Origin of the sequence: Hoeflea sp. Naph1, from assembly GCF_046837775.1 — a bacterium.
GTDB lineage: Bacteria > Pseudomonadota > Alphaproteobacteria > Rhizobiales > Rhizobiaceae > Hoeflea.
Map to the genome: position 1 here is coordinate 2,275,461 of NZ_CP177286.1, position 17,260 is coordinate 2,292,720.

19 protein-coding genes are annotated in these 17,260 nt (G+C 60.9%); 12 read left to right on the plus strand and 7 right to left on the minus strand.

Annotated elements, in window-relative coordinates; all coding sequences use genetic code 11:
* Positions 1-5 precede the first annotated feature (5 nt).
* The 7 genes from ACK6D9_RS10780 to ACK6D9_RS10810 all read left to right on the plus strand — a co-directional run bounded on the left by ACK6D9_RS10780 (position 6) and on the right by ACK6D9_RS10810 (position 5,279).
* The gene (locus ACK6D9_RS10780) at positions 6-1,574 is read left to right on the plus strand and encodes a Na+/H+ antiporter subunit D (RefSeq protein ID WP_412051664.1); all 1,569 of its coding nucleotides are present in this window, start codon (positions 6-8) and stop codon (positions 1,572-1,574) included.
* The gene (locus ACK6D9_RS10785; RefSeq protein WP_412051665.1) at positions 1,571-2,044 is read left to right on the plus strand and encodes a Na+/H+ antiporter subunit E; all 474 of its coding nucleotides are present in this window, start codon (positions 1,571-1,573) and stop codon (positions 2,042-2,044) included. Before ACK6D9_RS10780 ends, ACK6D9_RS10785 begins: the two co-directional genes overlap by 4 nt.
* Entirely contained in the window at positions 2,041-2,472 is a 432-nt protein-coding gene (locus tag ACK6D9_RS10790; RefSeq protein WP_322989145.1) for a cation:proton antiporter, read from the plus strand. Before ACK6D9_RS10785 ends, ACK6D9_RS10790 begins: the two co-directional genes overlap by 4 nt.
* Positions 2,465-2,803, plus strand: coding sequence for a monovalent cation/H(+) antiporter subunit G (gene mnhG, locus ACK6D9_RS10795; protein WP_322989144.1), 339 nt, complete (start codon positions 2,465-2,467; stop codon positions 2,801-2,803). Before ACK6D9_RS10790 ends, mnhG begins: the two co-directional genes overlap by 8 nt.
* 260 nt (positions 2,804-3,063) lie before the next feature.
* Positions 3,064-3,486: a MucR family transcriptional regulator gene (locus ACK6D9_RS10800; protein ID WP_412051666.1), complete on the plus strand. Its 423-nt coding sequence runs from the start codon at positions 3,064-3,066 to the stop codon at positions 3,484-3,486.
* 676 nt (positions 3,487-4,162) lie between these two features.
* Positions 4,163-4,516, plus strand: coding sequence for a helix-turn-helix domain-containing protein (locus ACK6D9_RS10805; protein ID WP_412051667.1), 354 nt, complete (start codon positions 4,163-4,165; stop codon positions 4,514-4,516).
* Positions 4,503-5,279 (plus strand): DUF6456 domain-containing protein, encoded by a 777-nt coding sequence (locus tag ACK6D9_RS10810; protein WP_412051668.1) that lies wholly within the window; start codon positions 4,503-4,505, stop codon positions 5,277-5,279. The genes ACK6D9_RS10805 and ACK6D9_RS10810 overlap by 14 nt, the downstream gene beginning before the upstream one ends.
* Before the next feature lie 106 nt (positions 5,280-5,385).
* On the opposite strand, the gene ACK6D9_RS10815 is transcribed toward ACK6D9_RS10810, so the two are convergent.
* Complete coding sequence (locus ACK6D9_RS10815; protein ID WP_412051669.1) at positions 5,386-5,814, minus strand: SufE family protein; 429 nt, start codon at positions 5,812-5,814, stop codon at positions 5,386-5,388.
* Positions 5,815-6,111: 297 nt separating this feature from the next.
* Entirely contained in the window at positions 6,112-6,459 is a 348-nt protein-coding gene (locus ACK6D9_RS10820) for a DUF5330 domain-containing protein (RefSeq protein ID WP_322989139.1), read from the minus strand.
* Positions 6,460-6,809: 350 nt separating this feature from the next.
* On the opposite strand from ACK6D9_RS10820, the gene ACK6D9_RS10825 reads away from it, so the two are divergent.
* The 4 genes from ACK6D9_RS10825 (at position 6,810) to ACK6D9_RS10840 (ending at position 10,265) form a co-directional block, all read left to right on the plus strand.
* Positions 6,810-8,663, plus strand: a complete 1,854-nt coding sequence (locus ACK6D9_RS10825) for a sensor histidine kinase (protein WP_412051670.1) — start codon at positions 6,810-6,812, stop codon at positions 8,661-8,663.
* Positions 8,638-9,558 carry a peptidoglycan-binding protein gene (locus ACK6D9_RS10830; protein WP_412051671.1) on the plus strand — a complete coding sequence of 307 codons (921 nt, stop codon included), beginning with the start codon at positions 8,638-8,640 and terminating at the stop codon, positions 9,556-9,558. The genes ACK6D9_RS10825 and ACK6D9_RS10830 overlap by 26 nt, the downstream gene beginning before the upstream one ends.
* Complete coding sequence (locus ACK6D9_RS10835) at positions 9,555-9,896, plus strand: DUF1491 family protein (protein WP_322990851.1); 342 nt, start codon at positions 9,555-9,557, stop codon at positions 9,894-9,896. Before ACK6D9_RS10830 ends, ACK6D9_RS10835 begins: the two co-directional genes overlap by 4 nt.
* A gap of 90 nt (positions 9,897-9,986) precedes the next feature.
* Positions 9,987-10,265, plus strand: a complete 279-nt coding sequence (locus ACK6D9_RS10840) for a hypothetical protein (protein WP_412051787.1) — start codon at positions 9,987-9,989, stop codon at positions 10,263-10,265.
* A gap of 108 nt (positions 10,266-10,373) precedes the next feature.
* On the opposite strand, the gene ACK6D9_RS10845 is transcribed toward ACK6D9_RS10840, so the two are convergent.
* Positions 10,374-11,510, minus strand: coding sequence for a hypothetical protein (locus ACK6D9_RS10845; RefSeq protein WP_412051672.1), 1,137 nt, complete (start codon positions 11,508-11,510; stop codon positions 10,374-10,376).
* Positions 11,511-11,659: 149 nt separating this feature from the next.
* Here ACK6D9_RS10845 and ACK6D9_RS10850 point away from each other — a divergent pair, with 149 nt between their 5' ends.
* On the plus strand, positions 11,660-11,893 hold the full coding sequence (locus ACK6D9_RS10850; RefSeq protein WP_412051673.1) for a hypothetical protein: 234 nt from the start codon (positions 11,660-11,662) through the stop codon (positions 11,891-11,893).
* Between the two features lie 235 nt (positions 11,894-12,128).
* Here the strand turns inward: ACK6D9_RS10850 and ACK6D9_RS10855 are convergent, their stop codons facing one another.
* The 4 genes from ACK6D9_RS10855 to ACK6D9_RS10870 form a co-directional block, all read right to left on the minus strand.
* On the minus strand, positions 12,129-13,403 hold the full coding sequence (locus ACK6D9_RS10855) for an NAD(P)/FAD-dependent oxidoreductase (protein WP_412051674.1): 1,275 nt from the start codon (positions 13,401-13,403) through the stop codon (positions 12,129-12,131).
* Positions 13,404-13,768: 365 nt separating this feature from the next.
* A complete protein-coding gene (locus ACK6D9_RS10860) occupies positions 13,769-14,323 on the minus strand; it encodes a DUF1254 domain-containing protein (protein ID WP_322990372.1) in 555 nt (184 codons plus the stop codon).
* Positions 14,316-14,903: a DUF1214 domain-containing protein gene (locus ACK6D9_RS10865; protein WP_412051675.1), complete on the minus strand. Its 588-nt coding sequence runs from the start codon at positions 14,901-14,903 to the stop codon at positions 14,316-14,318. Before ACK6D9_RS10865 ends, ACK6D9_RS10860 begins: the two co-directional genes overlap by 8 nt.
* A 138-nt stretch (positions 14,904-15,041) precedes the next feature.
* Positions 15,042-17,228 carry a transglycosylase domain-containing protein gene (locus ACK6D9_RS10870; protein WP_412051676.1) on the minus strand — a complete coding sequence of 729 codons (2,187 nt, stop codon included), beginning with the start codon at positions 17,226-17,228 and terminating at the stop codon, positions 15,042-15,044.
* Positions 17,229-17,260 lie beyond the last annotated feature (32 nt).

Genomic DNA, 17,260 nt, shown 5'->3' on the forward strand with positions numbered 1-17,260 from the left:
TGCGAATGGCTGTAGAGGGCGCTGGCCTCAAGGATTTCTCCGCTGTCTATGTGCTGCAGCCGGTGGCTGCCGCTGACTGGCTGGTCGTCGCGCCGGTGGTCTGGTGCATCCTGATGGGCGCGGTACTGTTGATGCTGCGCAAGCGCACCGACCTGCAGCCGCTGATCGCCATCCCGGCACTGGTGGTGTTGACGCTGATGACTTTGGGATTGCTCGCCCATGTGCTCACCAGTGGCACGGTGACAATGACCATGGGGCGCTGGCTGCCGCCGTTTGGGATCTCCTTTACCGCCGATTTGCTGGGTGCATTTTTTGCCGCCACCTCGTCGCTGGTCGCGCTCGCCACTGGCATTTACGGCCGCAGCGATGTCGACGATTCAGGACGGCGCTACGGCTTCTACCCGTTCCTGATGCTGATGATGGCCGGCATCATTGGCGCGTTCCTGACCGGCGATATCTTCAACCTCTATGTCTGGTTCGAGGTGCTGCTGATCTCCTCGTTCGGGCTGCTGGTGCTGGGTTCCGAGCGCCTCCAGCTTGACGGCGGCATCAAGTATGCCTTCCTCAACCTGATCGCCACCACCTTGTTCCTGGTTGCCACCGGTTATCTCTACGGGCTGTTCGGCACGCTCAACATGGCCGATATCGCCGTCAAGGCATCCGAATTGCGCGGCACTGCGCCGCTGATGACGCTGGTCGCGCTCTATCTGCTGGCGTTTGCCATGAAGGCTGCGGCGTTTCCGGTCAATTTCTGGCTGCCTGCTTCCTATCACACGCCACGGCTGGCGGTTGGCGGCATCTTTGCCGGTCTGCTCACCAAGGTCGGCGTGTATGCGCTGCTGCGGATTCTCGGCATGCTGTTTCCGGTCGAGCGCGAGGAACTGTCGTTCATCATCGCTGTCGCTGCGGCCTTGACCATGGTGCTTGGGGTGTTGGGGGCGATGGCCCAGAATGACATGCGTCGCGCGATGGGCTATCTGGTGATTTCCGGCATCGGCATGATGATGGCCGGCCTCGCACTTGGCAGCCCGGCCGGGTTTTCCGGTGCGATCTTCTACGCCGCCCATTCGATGGTGGTGATGACGGCACTTTATTTTGCCGTCGGCATCGGTGCCCAGCTTGGCGGCGATTTCAGGCTTTCGGCATCTGGCGGGCTTTATGCCCGCAGCGCGGCGATTTCCGGCTTGACGCTGATGCTGTTTTTCTCGGTCGCCGGCCTGCCGCCGTTTTCGGGGTTCTGGCCCAAGGTCATGCTGGTCAAGGCCTCGCTCGATATCGGTGCCTGGTGGCTTGCCGCTGCCATGCTGTTGACCGGCTTCCTGACCACCATTACCGTTGCCCGGATCTGGGTGCTGGCCTATTGGCGCCCGGCAAAATCTGAAGCCGAAGAGACCGCCACAGTGGCGCCGCCGGCAGTCGGGGCGGTTGTGGCCCTGGTCGGGCTGGTGGCGCTGACCACGGCTGCCGGCGTCTGGCCGGAACCGCTGGTGGTGCTCGCCCAGGATGCGGCGCGTGGCCTGATTGATCCCTCGGCCTACATATTATCGGTGTTTCCCGTGGAGGCTGCGCAATGAGCCTGTTTCTGGTCAATGTATTGTTGGCGCTGGCCTGGTCGGCGGTCACCGGCTCGTTCTCATTTTTCAATTTTGCCTTTGGTTTCGTGCTTGCGATTTTTGCTCTGTCGCTGATCCGCGAACAGGTGGGCTCGACCGGATATTTCTCGCGCGCCCGCCGGGTGATCTCGCTGGCGCTGCTGTTCAGCTATGAACTGGTGTTGTCGGCGTGGCGGGTGGCGGTGCTGGTGCTGACGCCGAAAATGGATCTGAAGCCGGGCATCATTGCTTATCCGCTCAGGATCGATCGCGATTTCGAAATCACCATGCTGGCCAATCTGATCACACTGACCCCGGGGACCTTGTCGGTGGATGTCTCCGATGACCGGCGCTTTCTCTATGTGCATGCGCTTGACGCTTCCGATCCCGACGCCACCAGGCGCGACATCGCCGAAGGCTTCGAGCGCAAGATCATGGAGGCATTCCGATGATCAGCGTCCAGTCGATTTTCGATCATGCGGTGCTGGCGGCACTGGCAATCCTGAGCCTGTCGTTCCTGGTCACCATTTACCGCATTATCAGAGGGCCGACATTGCCGGACCGGATCCTCGGCCTTGATATGCTGGTGGCGGTTGCCATCGGCTTCATTACTGTGATCGGCATCAAGACCGGCTACACACTCTATGTTGATGTTGCCATTGCGCTTGGCCTCGTCGGCTTTCTGGCGACCGTGGCCTTTGCCCGGTTCGTTCTTGCGCGTGGCAAGACCGAGGACGATATTCTCGCCGAAGCGCAGCAAGCGGCATCCGATGCGCGCCGCGAGGGCAGGGCGGCAGCGAAGGAGCAACTGCGCCGCGACGCTGGCAAGCAGGAGCCAGATGCTGGTGTATCCGGCCGGTCAGGAGACCCCCATGCATGATATTGTCACACTGGTCTCGGCGGCCTTCCTGCTGATCGGTTCCGCCTTTGCGCTGGTCGCCTCGATTGGCCTGCTGCGGTTGCCCGACCTCTATACGCGCATGCATGCCGCTTCCAAGGCGGGTACGATGGGTTCCTGCCTGATGTTGATTGCGCTGGCAATCCACACCACCGATGTTGGCACCATGTCGCGGGCGCTGGCGGGGGTCGTGTTTTTTCTGCTGACAGCGCCGGTCTCCTCCCATTTGTTGGCAAAGGCGGCCTACGCCGTGGGGTACCGGCTGCATTCAACTTCCGTAACGGATGAAATGGCGCCGAAAGATCAGCAATAATACTTTAGAAGTTGCGAATGTTGCAGGCGCAACCTGTAACTTTAATTTTTTTAAGATCTCATAAAATTGACAAAATGTCGCAGTCTAGTTCTCTGCGCACCTTTATAGTCGTTCATCTTACTAAAATTAGTACTTGTGATGAGTGGCATTTCATGTAAGGCATGTCATCAAGGCACGCTGCGCGAATTCGCTCTAGAAGAATTCCAAACTACTTCTGCGGAAATCGGCGCCTGCTTACTCACAAACGTTAGGACCACAATATGACTGAAGCAACCAACGATGGCGGTTCCGATATTCTCATAGAACTCACGGCTGAAATTGTCGCGGCCTATGTAAGCAACAATTCTGTCGCTACAAATGATCTTCCCAACGTGATTTCGCAGGTTCACGCCGCATTGGGCGGAGCGACCACGCCGATCGAAGAAGTTGTTGAGAAACCCAAGCCGGCCGTTCCGGTACGCCGGTCGGTGCAGAGCGATTACCTGATCTGTCTGGAAGACGGTCAGAAGTTCAAGTCTCTCAAGCGTCACCTGATGACCCACCACGGTCTGACCCCGGAGCAGTACCGCGAGAAGTGGGAACTGCCGGCTGATTACCCGATGGTCGCGCCGTCCTACGCCGAGGCGCGTTCGCGTCTGGCCAAGGAAATGGGCCTGGGCCAAAAGCGCAAGCGCGGCAAGTAAGGCTTTAGAGAACAACAGGCGGACAGCGGTTCAGTCGTCAACCCGGGACCGCCGGACCTGCCCTGATACCCGATATGCTGCCGCACCTGCTGGTGTCGCAGCGAATGATCAAAACCGTGGCCTCAGGCCACGGTTTTTTGGTTTTCTGGCAGCGTGTGTCATGCATAGCTTTCACCTTCGGGCCTCGTGGTGCTCACATTGGCCGATTGGTTTGCTGGTCGCTCAAGCCGAGTTCGGGGCGCGATGGCAGGAATCCAGATGTTGACCCCGTGAAACAAATAAGAGGAAAATAATCCTCAAAATTACAATTGGTTTTCCAGAAAACAGCGCAAAAACAACGATAGAGTGTGAGGTGTGGGTAGCCACACGTCCGCATCATCTGCATATCATGTAAGAAAATAATCCTATATAGGAGGTTTTCATCATGGCAAAACCATCCCCGAGTTCCCTGGTCCCAACTCCAGCCCCACCCACAGCCTCAACCGCAACAGCGGCGGCGCACTCCGGCCGCCCTCGGCAATCCTTGTACACGGCCGATTCATCTGACCCAATAAAGGGTGAGCCCGGCCTGGCTGTAGCTTCGATTGCCAACAATGCCTGGCTGAGTGAAGTGCTCGGTATGGCAGGCGGGTTGGCGAATGCATTACCGGGAAAATCAGCCCGAGGACACCCCGGATTGACGCCACTTCGCCTCAATCCGGTTGATCTCGTTAGTTGCCGGGTGGTCTGGCGGCTGGTGACGGAATTGTTTGTTGCAGCTTGTGGGGCGGAATTGCCCGCGGCCATGGCCCGCCGCCGGCCGCACTGCCACATGCGCCAGATTGCCATGTATCTCAGCCATGTCATGTTGTCGCTTCCCTACCAGACCATCGCTGCCGCCTTCGGTCTCGACCGAACCTCCGTGATGCACGCCTGTGCGGTGATCGAGGACCGTCGCGACGATCTTGCCTATGACCGTTTCATCGAGCGCTGCGAACGCTGCATCATGGCCGTGTTCCAGCCCTTCGGGCAGCCCCATGGCGGCCGCTGAAACCCGCGCCGCCCGCAAGGCACTGGCAGGCCTGATTGGCTTTCTCGCGCGCGGGGCGGAGATCGAGGCCGCGGGGCAATCGGCGGTATCGGCCCAAGGCAAGCTGGCACTTGTGCGCGGTGACGGTGTTCGTCGCCTGGTCGAGGCCACAGTATTCTCCGTGGCGTTGCGCCGCGGGCTGATTGCCGAATGTTCTCGCTCCGATTCAGGCGAGCGGGGCTACATGTCAGCGCCGGAGGGCAGGGCAGCACTCAAGCGCTGGCTGTGCGATCCGGAGCACGCGTTCCAGAACCAGCACCGTGAACTTTCCGCCCGCACCGATCCCGATCACGGGCGGATGACTGTCAATGATTGCGAATCGCCGCTTGCGGCACTGGCGCGGATCAAGGGCAGGGATGGCGCACTGTTTCTGTCAGCCGACCTGATCGAGGCTGGTGAAAGGTTGCGCGCCGATTTCACCCGAGGCCAGCTGACGCCGTCGGTAACGCAAAACTGGGAGCCGCTGCGCACGGGTCGTCCTTCGGGCGTTGCCGGCGGAATAGGCGAACTCACCGACGCGGCGCTGTCGGCGCGTCAGCGTGTCGAGGCGGCGATCACGGCGGTCGGCCCGGAACTCTCCGGCGTGCTTCTGGATGCGTGTTGTTTTCTCAAGCTGTTGTCTGAGATCGAGCGCGAACGGCAATGGCCGGCGCGGTCAGCCAAGCTGATGCTGCGCACCGCGCTGGCGGCACTGGCACGGTACTACGCCGCGCCAAAACGTTGATGCACATAAGGCTCATATTGATGAGTCTGGCGGGCCGCGGCATTGCCTTCAACGAAGGCGCGGAAGCGGCTTCGCGCCTTGTGACGATCGCGGCGGCGCTTTGGCATCAGGCCGCGGCGCGTGCCGCTGCCGCATGCGCCTTGATGCGCATGATCATCGAGCGCAACCCGTTGGCCCGTTGCGCCGACAGGTGTTCGGCGAGCCCCAGCCGCGACAACAGCGGCGTTTCGTCAAGCTGCTCGACCTCCGATGCTTTCTTGCCGGAATTTGCCGCCAGCACCACGGCAACAAGCCCGCGCACGATATGCGCGTCGGAATCACCCCGGAAAATCATCACCGGATCGCCGGGCTCTCCCGGTTCGGTCTCGGCTACCAGCCAGACCTGGCTGGCACAGCCTCTCACCTTGTTGGCGTCGATCTGCTCGCTCTTGGGCATCTCCGGCAGTGCCTTGCCGATTTCGATGATGTAGCGATAGCGGTCTTCCCAGTCGTCCAGATATTCAAAGTCGTCAATGATCGTTTCAATCGTCGCCATGCCGGGCTCCTTTGCCTGGTCCCATATAGGCGTTATTTGCCGTCAAGGCACCCCGGTTCTGGCAAAATCCGGAGGAATTCCATAGCTGGTGAATTGCTACCAGTGCCTCTGCCCAAAAAGAAAAGCGCCGCCGGTAGGAAGGGCTTTCCCGGCGGCGGCACGTCAGACGTGGCTTGAGTTGGCAGTGTCCTGCATCATGACAGGATGGATGGGAATGATCCCCATGGTGGAGGCCGGGTGGCAATGACGTCGGCGCGATCGGCAATTTCAATTATTGCGGCTGGCTGCTGCCGGCCGTTAGTTGCTGGCAGTCTCTGCCTCGGCGGTTTCAGGCGGCAGTGAAGCGGTCGTCAGGTCCGGTTCGCCATCGGCAAATTTGGCGTCGAGAAAATCATAGGCGATACGGGCGCCCTGCTTGGCACGGCTGCCGAGTGCGGCGAAGGTTTCGCTGCCGGTTTCGCAGATACCGGGTTTGCGGACGCAGATCTGCTTGATGTCCTCGAAGGCCTCCATCGCCGCGGCCATGCTGTGGCCGACTTCAAGCGGCGGAGCAGCCTCCAGCGCTTTGTCCGAGCCACTGTCGAGAAATGGCAAGGCGATCAGCACAAGCGAGAACCAGAAACTTCCCTTGATCAAGAACCACATGGATATGCCCTTCCTGTTATCCGCCATCGTTGGGTGGAAATGCCCGGGTTGTCCCGAACCTGTACACCACATTGCCGCATATTCTTCAAAACCAGTTTGAGACAGGTGCGGGGATTTGAGACAAATTTGTTGAAAATTTTAGTGATTGTCGCTCGCCGCACCCCACGACCGGGATGTCAGCACGAAAACCACTCGTTAACCATGATCGCCAAAGCTGGCCGTACCGCCCCGCGGACCGGAGGGTTTGAATGCCTTTCCTGTCGTTCCCGGGCCTGCTTTATTCTTTCCTTAAGTTGGCAATGAGACAGTCGGGCCAACAACAAGAAACTGCGGCGTGTACGGATTCGGCAGTGACAGGATTTGATAAAATCATAGACAGGGTAACCATTGCGGGACGGCAAATCGCCGAAACCTGGCTTGCGCCGTCAGAATTGGATCCCGCTGATTACCAGCGTCGGGTCGGCATCATGGCGACGTGCCTTTATGGGGCAGTTGTCGCTCCACTGGTTACCGTGCCGGTGCTCCTTTCGGTGTTTGCCTGGCCGCATGCGCTGGCCGGCGCCCTGGCGCTCGCTGCCTTGCCGATCGCGATGGCGGGGATATTGTCGGCTTCCGGATCTCCCAAGGTTACCGGGCGCGCAGCCCTTGCTGCTGCGGCGCTGGCGCTTGGTGGACTGGCCGGCCTGAGCGGCGGGCTGGCTTCGCCGTTCCTGCCTCTGCTGGCGCTGCTGCCGCTGGAGGCGGCCATCCGTTCCAATTCACGTTCCGGCCTGCTGCTCGGCCTGTCGGCTGCCGGTGTGGCGCTGGCTGCCAATGCTGCGCTCAGCGGCGCCGGTCTGGCCGGACAAACGCCGCAGGCGGGGGGACTTGCCATCAGCCTATCTTTTGGACTTTACGCGCTGTTGCGCGGTGCTGCACAGGTTTTCGAGCCTACGGAGCAACTGGCGGCACCGGCGCCAGAAGTGCCCCCTGAACGCGATGATACCGCCGACCTTCTCGACCGGTTGCCGGGCCTGATCACGCTGCACGATGCGCGCGGCGATGTCATCTATACTGCCGGCCATGACCAGGCCGACTATCGCGCCCGTCTTGGCGATATCAGCGGCAAGGGCTTTGTCAAACGCATCCATGTCGCCGACCGGATCATTTTTCTCGACGCCTTTGATGCGCTGCGCCGCGGCGAACGTCGGCGCGATCTCGAAGTGCGCTTCGAGGCTCTCGACGAGGCCGCACAATTTGTCCATGTCGCCATCTCGCTGACCGCCGAACGGGCAACTGACGGCAGTTTCACCGGCGCCCTGGCGCAGAGCCGTGACATCTCGCAGATGGTCGACGAGCGCATGCGCGCCGACGCCGACGCAGAGGAAGCCGAAACTGCCAACGCCGCCAAGACCCGGTTTCTGGCCGCCGTCAGCCATGAATTGCGCACCCCGCTCAATGCCATCATCGGATTTTCCGACGTCTTGGCGCGTGAATATTTCGGCACCTTCAACGATGAGCGTCAGCGTGAATATGTCGGTCTGATCCATCAGTCGGGCGAGCATCTGCTGGCGCTGGTCAACGCCATGCTTGACATGTCGAAGATCGAGGCCGGCCGTTACGAGGTGTTTGTCGAACCCTTCGCCATCGGCGAAGTGGTCGAGGGCTGCGACGCCATGCTGCGCCTGCAGGCCGCCGACCGCGGCGTCACGCTGACCCGCCGTCTGGCACCCGGTATCGGTGATGTCGTCGCCGACCGGCGGGCGGTGCAGCAGATGCTGATCAACCTGGTCGGCAACTCCATCAAGTTCACCGAGGCCGGCGGCGTGATCAATGTCGACGCAGCGGTTCAGGACGGCCGGCTCAAGCTGGTGGTCAGCGATACCGGCATCGGCATCCCGGCCGACAAGCTCGCCTGCATCGGAGATCCCTTTGTGCAGGCGCAAAACGGACTTGCGCGCCAGTATGAAGGCACCGGACTTGGCCTTTCGCTGGTTAGAGGCCTGGTTGACCTTCATGGCGGCGCGTTTACCATCGACAGCCGCGAAGGCGAGGGCACAGTTGTGACCATCGATCTGCCGGCCGACGGTTCGGGTGCCAATCGCCCCCAAGCCGAAACAACAGCAACCGCGCCGGTTGCGTTTCCGCCGGTGCTGCCCCGGGCAGCCCGAAACCACGATAGAATCAGGAATGAAGACCATGCCGAGACAGCGCGTAGCGCCTGACTTGATAGATGAGGAAAGCGGCTTTGGCCGGGGAGTCCTGACCACGCTGGGGCGTGTCGTCTCCGCGCACCCCTCGCTTGCCGGGGGAACCGTGGCGTTCACGGTGATATTCAGCTTTGTTGCCGCCAACGCGCTGTGGGCCCAGCCCGGACGTCATCCTGCGCCGATTCTCAAGACCCGCGACGTCTCCGCATCGCTGCGGCCGGTGACAGCGGCAACGCCCGAAACCCGTATGGCGCTGACGGAAGGTGCCCCCACGCGCTCGGTCACCACCTACCGGATCGAGCACAGCGACGACACACAGACCGCCTCAATCCCGGTTCCCAACGTTGCACCCGCGCAGGTTCAGACCGCCGTGCAGCAAGCGCCGGCGCCAGTGGTCTCGCAAACCGATCCAGTGTTGAGCCGCATCCAGCAAATTCTGGCCAGCAACGGTCTTTATGGTGGAGAGGTCGATGGCCTGATGGGGCCGAAATCGGCTGCTGCCATCCGCGCCTGGGAAAAAGCCAATGGCTATGTCGAGACCGGCGAGCCCACACCCGGCCTGCTGGCGGTGATGGAAACCCCGGCCAGTGCTGCCCCGCCGGTCAAGATGGTCAGCATCGACAAGGTGGTCCGTCCGCAACCGCGCCCGGCTCCGGCAGTTGCGGCCGATCAGCGTGCCGGCGAACCTGTCACCGAAGCCGCGGCCGAAGTGCCTGCGGTCAGCGAACTGGTGCGCCAGATCCAGTCCGGACTGTCCAATATCGCCTATGCCGATATCGCCGTTGACGGCGTTGCCGGTGCCGAAACCAAGAACGCGATCAGCGCTTTCGAAAAGCACTACCGGTTGCCGGTCACCGGCGAGCCCAATCAGACGGTGCTCAAGAAGCTGCTCGAAATCGGCGCGTTATGAGACTGAAGGCCGGGATATTCGTCTCGGCCATTGTGCGCCGGGTTTTTGCCGATGGCGGCATGGCGGTGATCGAACGGCGCGGGTCGGAAGAGGCCGGCGCGATCTTCGTCCGTATCCGTCACCGCGATGGCAGCGAAAGCCTGGCTGCACCGGCGCCGCAGACCGCATTTGACAGCGACCATCCAGATGGCCGGCTTTTCGAGCTTAGGAAATCCCGCGTTGCCGAGAACGAAGTCTCCGAAACAATCGCCCGCGAGATCCGCTTCGACCCCGATATCTGGGTGTTGGAGATCGAAACCGAGACGCCGGAAACCTATCTGGATTTCAGCGACGATTAATGCACGTGCAATTTTAACGATTACACGCAGCCAAAATTAATCCACAGCGCGTAGATTCGGAAATCCCAATAGTATTTCCGGATTGTCATGATCAGATTTCCAGCATTGGTGATTGTCTTTTCAACCGTTGCTTTCATCGCGCCAAGCGCGATCAGCCGGATTGGGTCACCATCCCCAGTTAAGTCCTCCCGGGATACTAAACAGTGCCTGATCAAGGGAAATGTCAGCATCAACTCCGGCGAGCGCATCTACCATGTGCCGGGTCAGAAGTTTTATATCCCGACGAAGATAACGCCTCGATATGGCGAGCGCTGGTTCTGCACTGAATCCGAAGCCCGCTCCGCAGGTTGGCGAAAAGCCCGGCAATAGCGCTGGTTCCCATGCCCGGGCCGAGTGATTCGATTTGACCGTGACGTGCCTCCGTCCGGCGGACATGCGCCTGAGCGAAACAACGCGCTAAGCCGAAGCTCGCTTGGGTCAGCCGGTCTTGCGGGATTGCGCTGCGCGTTGATTGTCCTGTGAAGTTGGACGGGAGACGGGAGCAGGGCGCGCCGGCTTGCTGTCGGCCAGCGCCGGAACATGCAGGGGCCCACCAGAGGTGTAGCTGTCGGCGCGTTGCCAGGTTGAAAGACGCGCAGCACAACTTTGCGGATCAAGGTCGTCAATCAGGTCGTTGGCAAGCGTCCGGCGGGCGGAAGGCTGCGCCAGGTGCGGAAAGAAGCACTCAAGCGCGGTCTTGATGGTGTCGGCGGGCGCCTCCAGCCCGATCAACGCGGTCGCCAGTTGGCGCCCGGACAGATCCATCATGATGCGCTCGGACAGGGCGAAACTGGTCTCCATGGCGTCGGCAAGGGCGGTGGCAAACCAGGCTTCGTGGTCGGGCTTGGCATGGCGCGCGAGCTGGCTTAGCCGCGCCTCGGCGATTCTGCGCCGGGTCGCAGGCGAAACCTGGCGCTCGGAGGGTTCGGTGGTGGGGGTGGCAGGCTCGATGCGCGGCTTACGGGTGCTGGTTGGCCGGTTGAGCGGCGATTTCGGGGTGGGGCTGCGCTGCGCCAGCGCACGCAGTTCGTTGCGCAGCTTCTCGCTCGGATCGAGCGGCGGCGTATCGATGTGCGGACGTTCGTTCGGCGCTTCGGGTTTGCTGGCTGGCAGCCTGGCCGGATCGGGGATCAGCCCGCGCAATATCAGAAGACCCTCCACCGACGGATCATTGAGCCCGCGCAACGTCCTGATGGCCTGCGGCGACAGGTCCGAGCGGCGTGCGGCGGCGCGCGCATGCGGGGCACCCATCCGCGCCACGGCGCGGGCCAGCGCACTTTCCCTGAGACCGGCAAAATGAGCGATGAAGGGGGCGGCAATGTCGATCGGCTGATTGATGATCATTTCCGCAACATCGTCGGGCACCCGTGACAGCCGCGACAGCGCTGCCGAGGCGGTGCGCCGGGTTTGCGGGTCAGCAGCTTCAAAGAGGGGAATGAAAAGGCGCGAGAACCGCGCCATGTCCTGGCGCGAGGGGCGTTCGAGATATTCAAGGCCGCTGATTGTCGCCATCAGCACCGCATCCTTGCGGTGGGCGGAATCGAGCCGTTCGAGATCGCGGAAACTGTTGGACACGGGCACACCTGACTGGAACGCTACGAAACAATTGATACAAACTATCGGTAAACCGTTAGCAAGCTGTTAACCAAGTAGTGACTTGATGGAGGGAGAGGAAGAAGAAGGGTGTTCAGCGTATTCCTGTTCCAAGCATTTGGAGGCCAGAAATGACGAAGATTTTATCCTTTGACCAGTCAAGATGTCGACGAGTTTCAGTGACTCAGCCGCCAGGTAAAGCCGCTAAGAGATCTGGACAGGTTCTGTTCTTTACCGGTGTGCGCCGTGAATTCATCGAGGCCGCGTCGGAACTCTACGTCCCGGTACCATACGAGCCGATGTTTGAAGATCCCGCGCCCTGCAAGCGCCGCGGCAAGAAGCCGAAACGCGGCAAGCACGCCTGAGGTTTTACCGGGTCTGCTGCAAGAGGATTGCGCTGATGAGCGCGCCAGACGCTGCGCGCGACGCGGCGTGGCCGCCGGGGTTACCGCCCGGCGTAACAAACGTGAAAATGTTTCTGAATTACCGGTGACCGCAACAGTGCGCCAACCCGGCAAGGCACTCCGTTTGTCGACGCCGAATAGGCGCCGGGATGCCTGTACGCGGGGACCCCGGCAGCGAAAATAATACTGCGCTCGCTTATTTCAGTTTGTGCATGGCCAGCATTTTCATCACCGCATTCTCGTAATAGGTCTCGGTGATGCCCTTGCGGACCTTGTGCATGAAGTATTTCTCGAATGCCACCTTGGCCAGATGCACCCACATGCCTTCGGCTGCCCAGTTGATGTTGCGCGGAGGATTTTGCGGTTGCGCCAGAAAGGCCACGCCGCGATCACCGAAGTCTGCCAGGCAGAAGGCGTTCCAGGTGGCTTCCTCTGTAGGCTCTCTCTCGGCGAGCAAAGCTCCGATGTTCTTCGCGGTTGCCGCGACCATGCTTTCGATCATGTAACCGGTCTTGGGTACGCCGGTAGGCACGGGAGTCTTTTCCGACGGCGCGATAGCGATGGCAACGCCGATGCCGAAGATATTGGGATATTTCGGATTGCGCTGGTGCTTGTCGACGATGATGAAACCGCGCGGATTGACCAGGCCTTCGATATCCCTCACGGCGGCAATGCCACGGAACGCCGGCAACATCATCGAATACTTGAAGTCGAGCTGATGCTTGGTCTTTTCCGAACCGTCATCATTGTGTTCGGACACAGTCATGGTGGTAGCTTCGACCTTTTCCACCTTGGCATTGGTGATCCAGCGGACGCTGCGCTGACGCATCTCGTGTTCGAGCAAACCCTTGGTGTCGCCGACGCCGCCGAGACCGAGATGGCCGATATAGGGCTCGGAGGTGACAAAGGTCATCGGCACCTTGTCGCGGATCTTGCGGTTGCGCAGTTCCTTCTCGAGGATCATTGCATATTCATAGGCCGGGCCGAAGCACGAGGCGCCCTGCGCCGCGCCAACGACGATCGGGCCGGGATCGGCACAGAAGGCTTCAAATGCCACATTTGCCTGAACCGCGTGATCGACGGTGCAAACCGACTGGGTGTACCCGTCAGGGCCGAAGCCCTCGATTTCGTCGAAAGCCAGTTCCGGACCGGTGGCGATGATCAGGTAGTCATAGTCGACCGAGCTGCCATCCTCCATCTCGATCCTGTTGCTCTCCGGGACCAGCTTTTTGGCCGAGGCCTGAATGAAATCGATGCCGTGCTTGGCCATCAACGGCGCCAGTTCGATGGTGATATCGCTTTTCTCGCGCCAGCCGACTCCGACCCAGGGGTTGGACGGGGTGAACTGGAAGGTTTCAGCCTTGTTGACCAGAACGATGCGGTGGTCTTTTCCGAGCTCCGCCTTGAGATCGAAAACCATGGATATTCCACCAAGACCTGCTCCAAGGACGACGATATCTGCCTTTTTCATGTGCTTATCCTCTGGTGGACCGGCACATATGTGGCCGGTCAAATATAAATCATCACCGATATATATATAGCGCATCGTTCGGGAACCTCATTGACCGAAGTCAATTTGCCCGACGGTTCTTTCATGCCGGGGAAGTCGGCTCTACCGCGATCAATCCAGTCCCGATCAGGTGCACTGCTGCAGCGAGGGTGAGCGCGCGGATCTGGTTCCATGCCTGCCAAGGTGCCTAATCATTGCGCCAAACGGCTTCTGCTGCCACTCGGGAACTCACCGGCCCGGGTATTGGGCAGGGTCGGAGCCGCGCGGCGGAGAGAACATCTCGAGACGGCGTGGCTTGTCAGGATGGTTTAGCCGGATGGGTGTCTTCAGGCGGGGTCGATCTTGAAACGGGAACAGATTGCGTTGGCCAGGAACGCCCGTGCAGCGGGTTCCTGGCTTGGTGCCGGAGCGATGGCGCGCAGTGCCACATAGCCTTGCGTTGCCGGCAATTCGACCAGCACCGCGCGCTCAAGCGTGCGCGGCATGGCGCGCCGCAATTGCAGCATCTGTGTCGGGGTGACGAGGGCGATGTCGACACTTTCGCCGATCGAGGAGCGGTCGTTCATCGAATAGGTTTCATTCGACGCGGAATCGTAGACCGATACAGTCCACAACGGCACATCGCCCGACGCCATTACCCGGACCGGCCGGTCGCTGATGTCAAACCGGCAGACTGCGGTTCGGATGTAGGGATCGTCATTGTAGAGCCCCGAGGTGTTGGGCTCGTTGGCAAGTGTGAAGAACCGGTTTTCGTCATCCAGCGCCACTATCCGGGTCCAGGCGTCGGTGCCGGTCCATTTGGGCATCGACAGAATGATGATGATATGGATGAGCGCCGCGCCAACCAGACCGATGGCGATGGCCAGCACGATATTACGCATTGTCGCAGCCAATCATAGATACTGTCGGCATGTCGAGTTCGACCAATCCGGTGGAGCCCGCAGTGGGCGTATCGATCAGGGTCAGCACCAGGGCGACGTTGCCCGGGTGATCGAGCCTGATCCAGTTGCCGGGCATGGCTTGGGCTGCGACCTGGATGGTGAAGGCACCATCGCTGTTGCGCAAGGTATTCCAGGAATTGATGCTCGAGGGAAACTGCGGTGGCGCGGTTACCGGTGTCCCTTTGGTGTCGGTGAGGCGCAGCGTCCAGAACCGTGACGGCGGCGTCGTTCCCGACACCGTGTAACTGCAGCGCCCCGACAGGGGCTTGCCGTCCTGATCGGTCAGCGCGGTAAACACCAGCCCTTCGGCGCGCCCGAGCAGGATGCGTCCTTCACCGGCGCGGTGGGCCTTGGCAAAGGGGTCGGCGCTGGCGGTCTGTACTTTCGGATACGCGCTCCACGAGCCCAGCTTGATGGCGCCGAAGCCGGATGTGGCCTTGAGCGTCCACGCGGCGGACCAGCCACCAATGCCGAAGGCGACAGCCAGCGTGAGCAGAACCAGAACAGGCAGACGAAACACGAGCTGGGTTTTCCTTCGTCAAGCCAGCGACGTGACGGGCACGGCGCTGGATCGGGAGTGGACGGGGCGTCCTAATGTCTTGAAATCATACATTGACCACACCGTTTTATGGAACCCGCGAGTGAGCGATTTGGAATATCATTGTTCGGCAGTGATGGGAACCAGCGCAGGCACGCTGCCGGCGGCGGCGAGCTGATCTGGTGCACCCAGCGGCTTGGCCTTGTCGAACAGGTCGGACAGCGCGCGCAGGATGTCGGTGGTCTGGCGGTTGAGCGTGCGCGGCCTTTGCGGTGGCGCCAGCCCGTTGCCATCGCCCGAGGTGTCGGCGACCAGCGGGGCGGCACGCGGAGTTGGCAGCGGATTTTCGACCCCGGGAATGGCCCGAAGCTCGATGCCCTGGTGGGCGTAATCCATCAACCGCTTGAAGGTCATCGCCGGTAGCGAGCCGCCGGTCATCCGGTTGGACGAGGTATAATCGTCATTGCCGAACCAGACGGCTGCGGCAAAATTACCGGTAAAGCCGCAGAACCAGGCATCGCGATAGGCCTGCGTCGTGCCGGTCTTGCCACCGGTCAGCACCCCGTCGACGGCGGCGCGCCGGGCGGTGCCGACATAGGGCACCCGGGTCAGCATCTGCGTCATGTAGGCTTCGGCCGTTTCCGACAGCACCCGTTTGGCGGGCGGTTCGTCGCGGTTGAAATCATACAGCACATCGCCCTTGTAATTCATGATCTGGGTGATGCCGTGGCGGCGCGATTCCATGCCGCCGGCGGGAAACACCGCAAAGGCGGTGGCTTGGTCGAGCACCGTGACTTCGGAAGTGCCGATGGGGATGGTGACGTCCTTGCGGATTGGCGTCTGCACTCCGAATTTCTTGGCCTGGGCCATGATCTGTTCGATCGGGTTGGGGCCGAGTTTCTCCTTGGCGAGCCGGACCGGGATGGTGTTGATCGATTTTGCCAGTGCGGTCTTGATGTCGGTGCGCCCACGGTAGCTGTTGCCGTAATTCTTCGGGTTCCAGTTACCCCAGTGGATCGGTGCATCGATGATCGGGCTGTCGGGCGTCATGCCTTTTTCCATGGCCAGCGAATAGGTGTAGATCTTGAACGACGACCCCGGTTGCCTGAGCGCCCTTGTGGCGCGGTTGAACTGGCTTTCGCCGTAGTCGCGGCCGCCGACCATGGCCCGCACGGCGCCGCCATTTTCAATCAGCACCAGTGCGCCTTGGCTGGCTCTGTATTGTTCGCCATACTGGCGCAGGCTGGTTTCCAGCGAAGCTTCGGCGGCTTCCTGCATGCCGATATCTATGGTGGTGCGGACGATCAGCGAGTGCGTGTCGAACCGGGCGGCGATGCGTTTGACCTCTTCGAACGCCCAGTCGAGGAAATAGTCCGGCGCATCGTGGTCACCGCGGTCGATGACGCTGGCCGGATTGCGCCGCGCGCCGATGACCTGGCCCTCGGTCATCAGGTTGCCCTGCACCATGTTTGACAGCACCTCGTTGGCGCGCGCCCGGGCGGCAGGCAGGTTGATGTGCGGGGCATAGCGGGCAGGCGCCTTGAACAGCCCGGCCAGCATCGCCGCTTCCGCAAGCGAAACCTCGGTGATGTCCTTGCCGAAATAGAATTGCGCCGCTGCGGCTGCGCCAAAGGTGCCGCCGCCCATATAGGCGCGGTCGAGATAGAGCCTGAGGATCTCCTTCTTCGGCAGATTGGCTTCGAGCCAGAACGCCAGAAAGGCTTCCTTGATCTTGCGCTCGATGGTCCGTTCATTGGTCAAAAACAGGTTCTTGGCCAGCTGCTGGGTGATGGTCGAGCCGCCCTGAACCACCGAGTTGGCCTTGACGTTTTCGGTCATGGCGCGGACCAGGCCTAAAAAATCGATGCCGAAATGATCGAAAAAGCGCCGGTCCTCGGTGGCCAGCACCGCCTTGACGAAATGATCGGGCAGTTGGTCGACTGGGGCTGAATCCTCGTGGATGATGCCGCGATGGCCGATTTCATTGCCGTAGCGGTCGAGGAAGGTGACAGCGAAATCATCCTGGGCACGCCAATTGCCGGCGGTCTCCTCGAACGCCGGCAGCGCCAACGCCAACAGCAGCACGAAGCCGGCGGTGCCGACATTCATGCCTTCGCCGGCAAATTCGAACACGGCTTTCCAGATCCCGCGAGTGCGGAACCTGCGGAAAAAGATGGTGATTTCTTCCCATAATTCGCCGACGCCGAAGCCTGCGTTCCAGATGCTGGAATCGATCCAGGAATCGATCCTGAGCAGGATATTGGAGCGCTTGCGCGGCCGGTTTTCCTGGTTGAACGGGTCTTGCACGGGTCTCGATCCATCACGGCGTGGGCTTGTGG

Excerpts from the sequence above, each read along its gene's own strand:
- ACK6D9_RS10780 (WP_412051664.1), top strand. The coding sequence starts at position 6 with ATGGCTGTAGAGGGCGCTGGCCTCAAGGATTTCTCCGCTGTCTATGTG.
- ACK6D9_RS10785 (WP_412051665.1), top strand. The coding sequence starts at position 1,571 with ATGAGCCTGTTTCTGGTCAATGTATTGTTGGCGCTGGCCTGGTCGGCG.
- ACK6D9_RS10790 (WP_322989145.1), top strand. The coding sequence starts at position 2,041 with ATGATCAGCGTCCAGTCGATTTTCGATCATGCGGTGCTGGCGGCACTG.
- mnhG (WP_322989144.1), top strand. The coding sequence starts at position 2,465 with ATGCATGATATTGTCACACTGGTCTCGGCGGCCTTCCTGCTGATCGGT.
- ACK6D9_RS10800 (WP_412051666.1), top strand. The coding sequence starts at position 3,064 with ATGACTGAAGCAACCAACGATGGCGGTTCCGATATTCTCATAGAACTC.
- ACK6D9_RS10810 (WP_412051668.1), top strand. The coding sequence starts at position 4,503 with ATGGCGGCCGCTGAAACCCGCGCCGCCCGCAAGGCACTGGCAGGCCTG.
- ACK6D9_RS10815 (WP_412051669.1), bottom strand. The coding sequence starts at position 5,814 with ATGGCGACGATTGAAACGATCATTGACGACTTTGAATATCTGGACGAC.
- ACK6D9_RS10820 (WP_322989139.1), bottom strand. The coding sequence starts at position 6,459 with ATGTGGTTCTTGATCAAGGGAAGTTTCTGGTTCTCGCTTGTGCTGATC.
- ACK6D9_RS10830 (WP_412051671.1), top strand. The coding sequence starts at position 8,638 with ATGCCGAGACAGCGCGTAGCGCCTGACTTGATAGATGAGGAAAGCGGC.
- ACK6D9_RS10835 (WP_322990851.1), top strand. The coding sequence starts at position 9,555 with ATGAGACTGAAGGCCGGGATATTCGTCTCGGCCATTGTGCGCCGGGTT.
- ACK6D9_RS10850 (WP_412051673.1), top strand. The coding sequence starts at position 11,660 with ATGACGAAGATTTTATCCTTTGACCAGTCAAGATGTCGACGAGTTTCA.
- ACK6D9_RS10855 (WP_412051674.1), bottom strand. The coding sequence starts at position 13,403 with ATGAAAAAGGCAGATATCGTCGTCCTTGGAGCAGGTCTTGGTGGAATA.
- ACK6D9_RS10860 (WP_322990372.1), bottom strand. The coding sequence starts at position 14,323 with ATGCGTAATATCGTGCTGGCCATCGCCATCGGTCTGGTTGGCGCGGCG.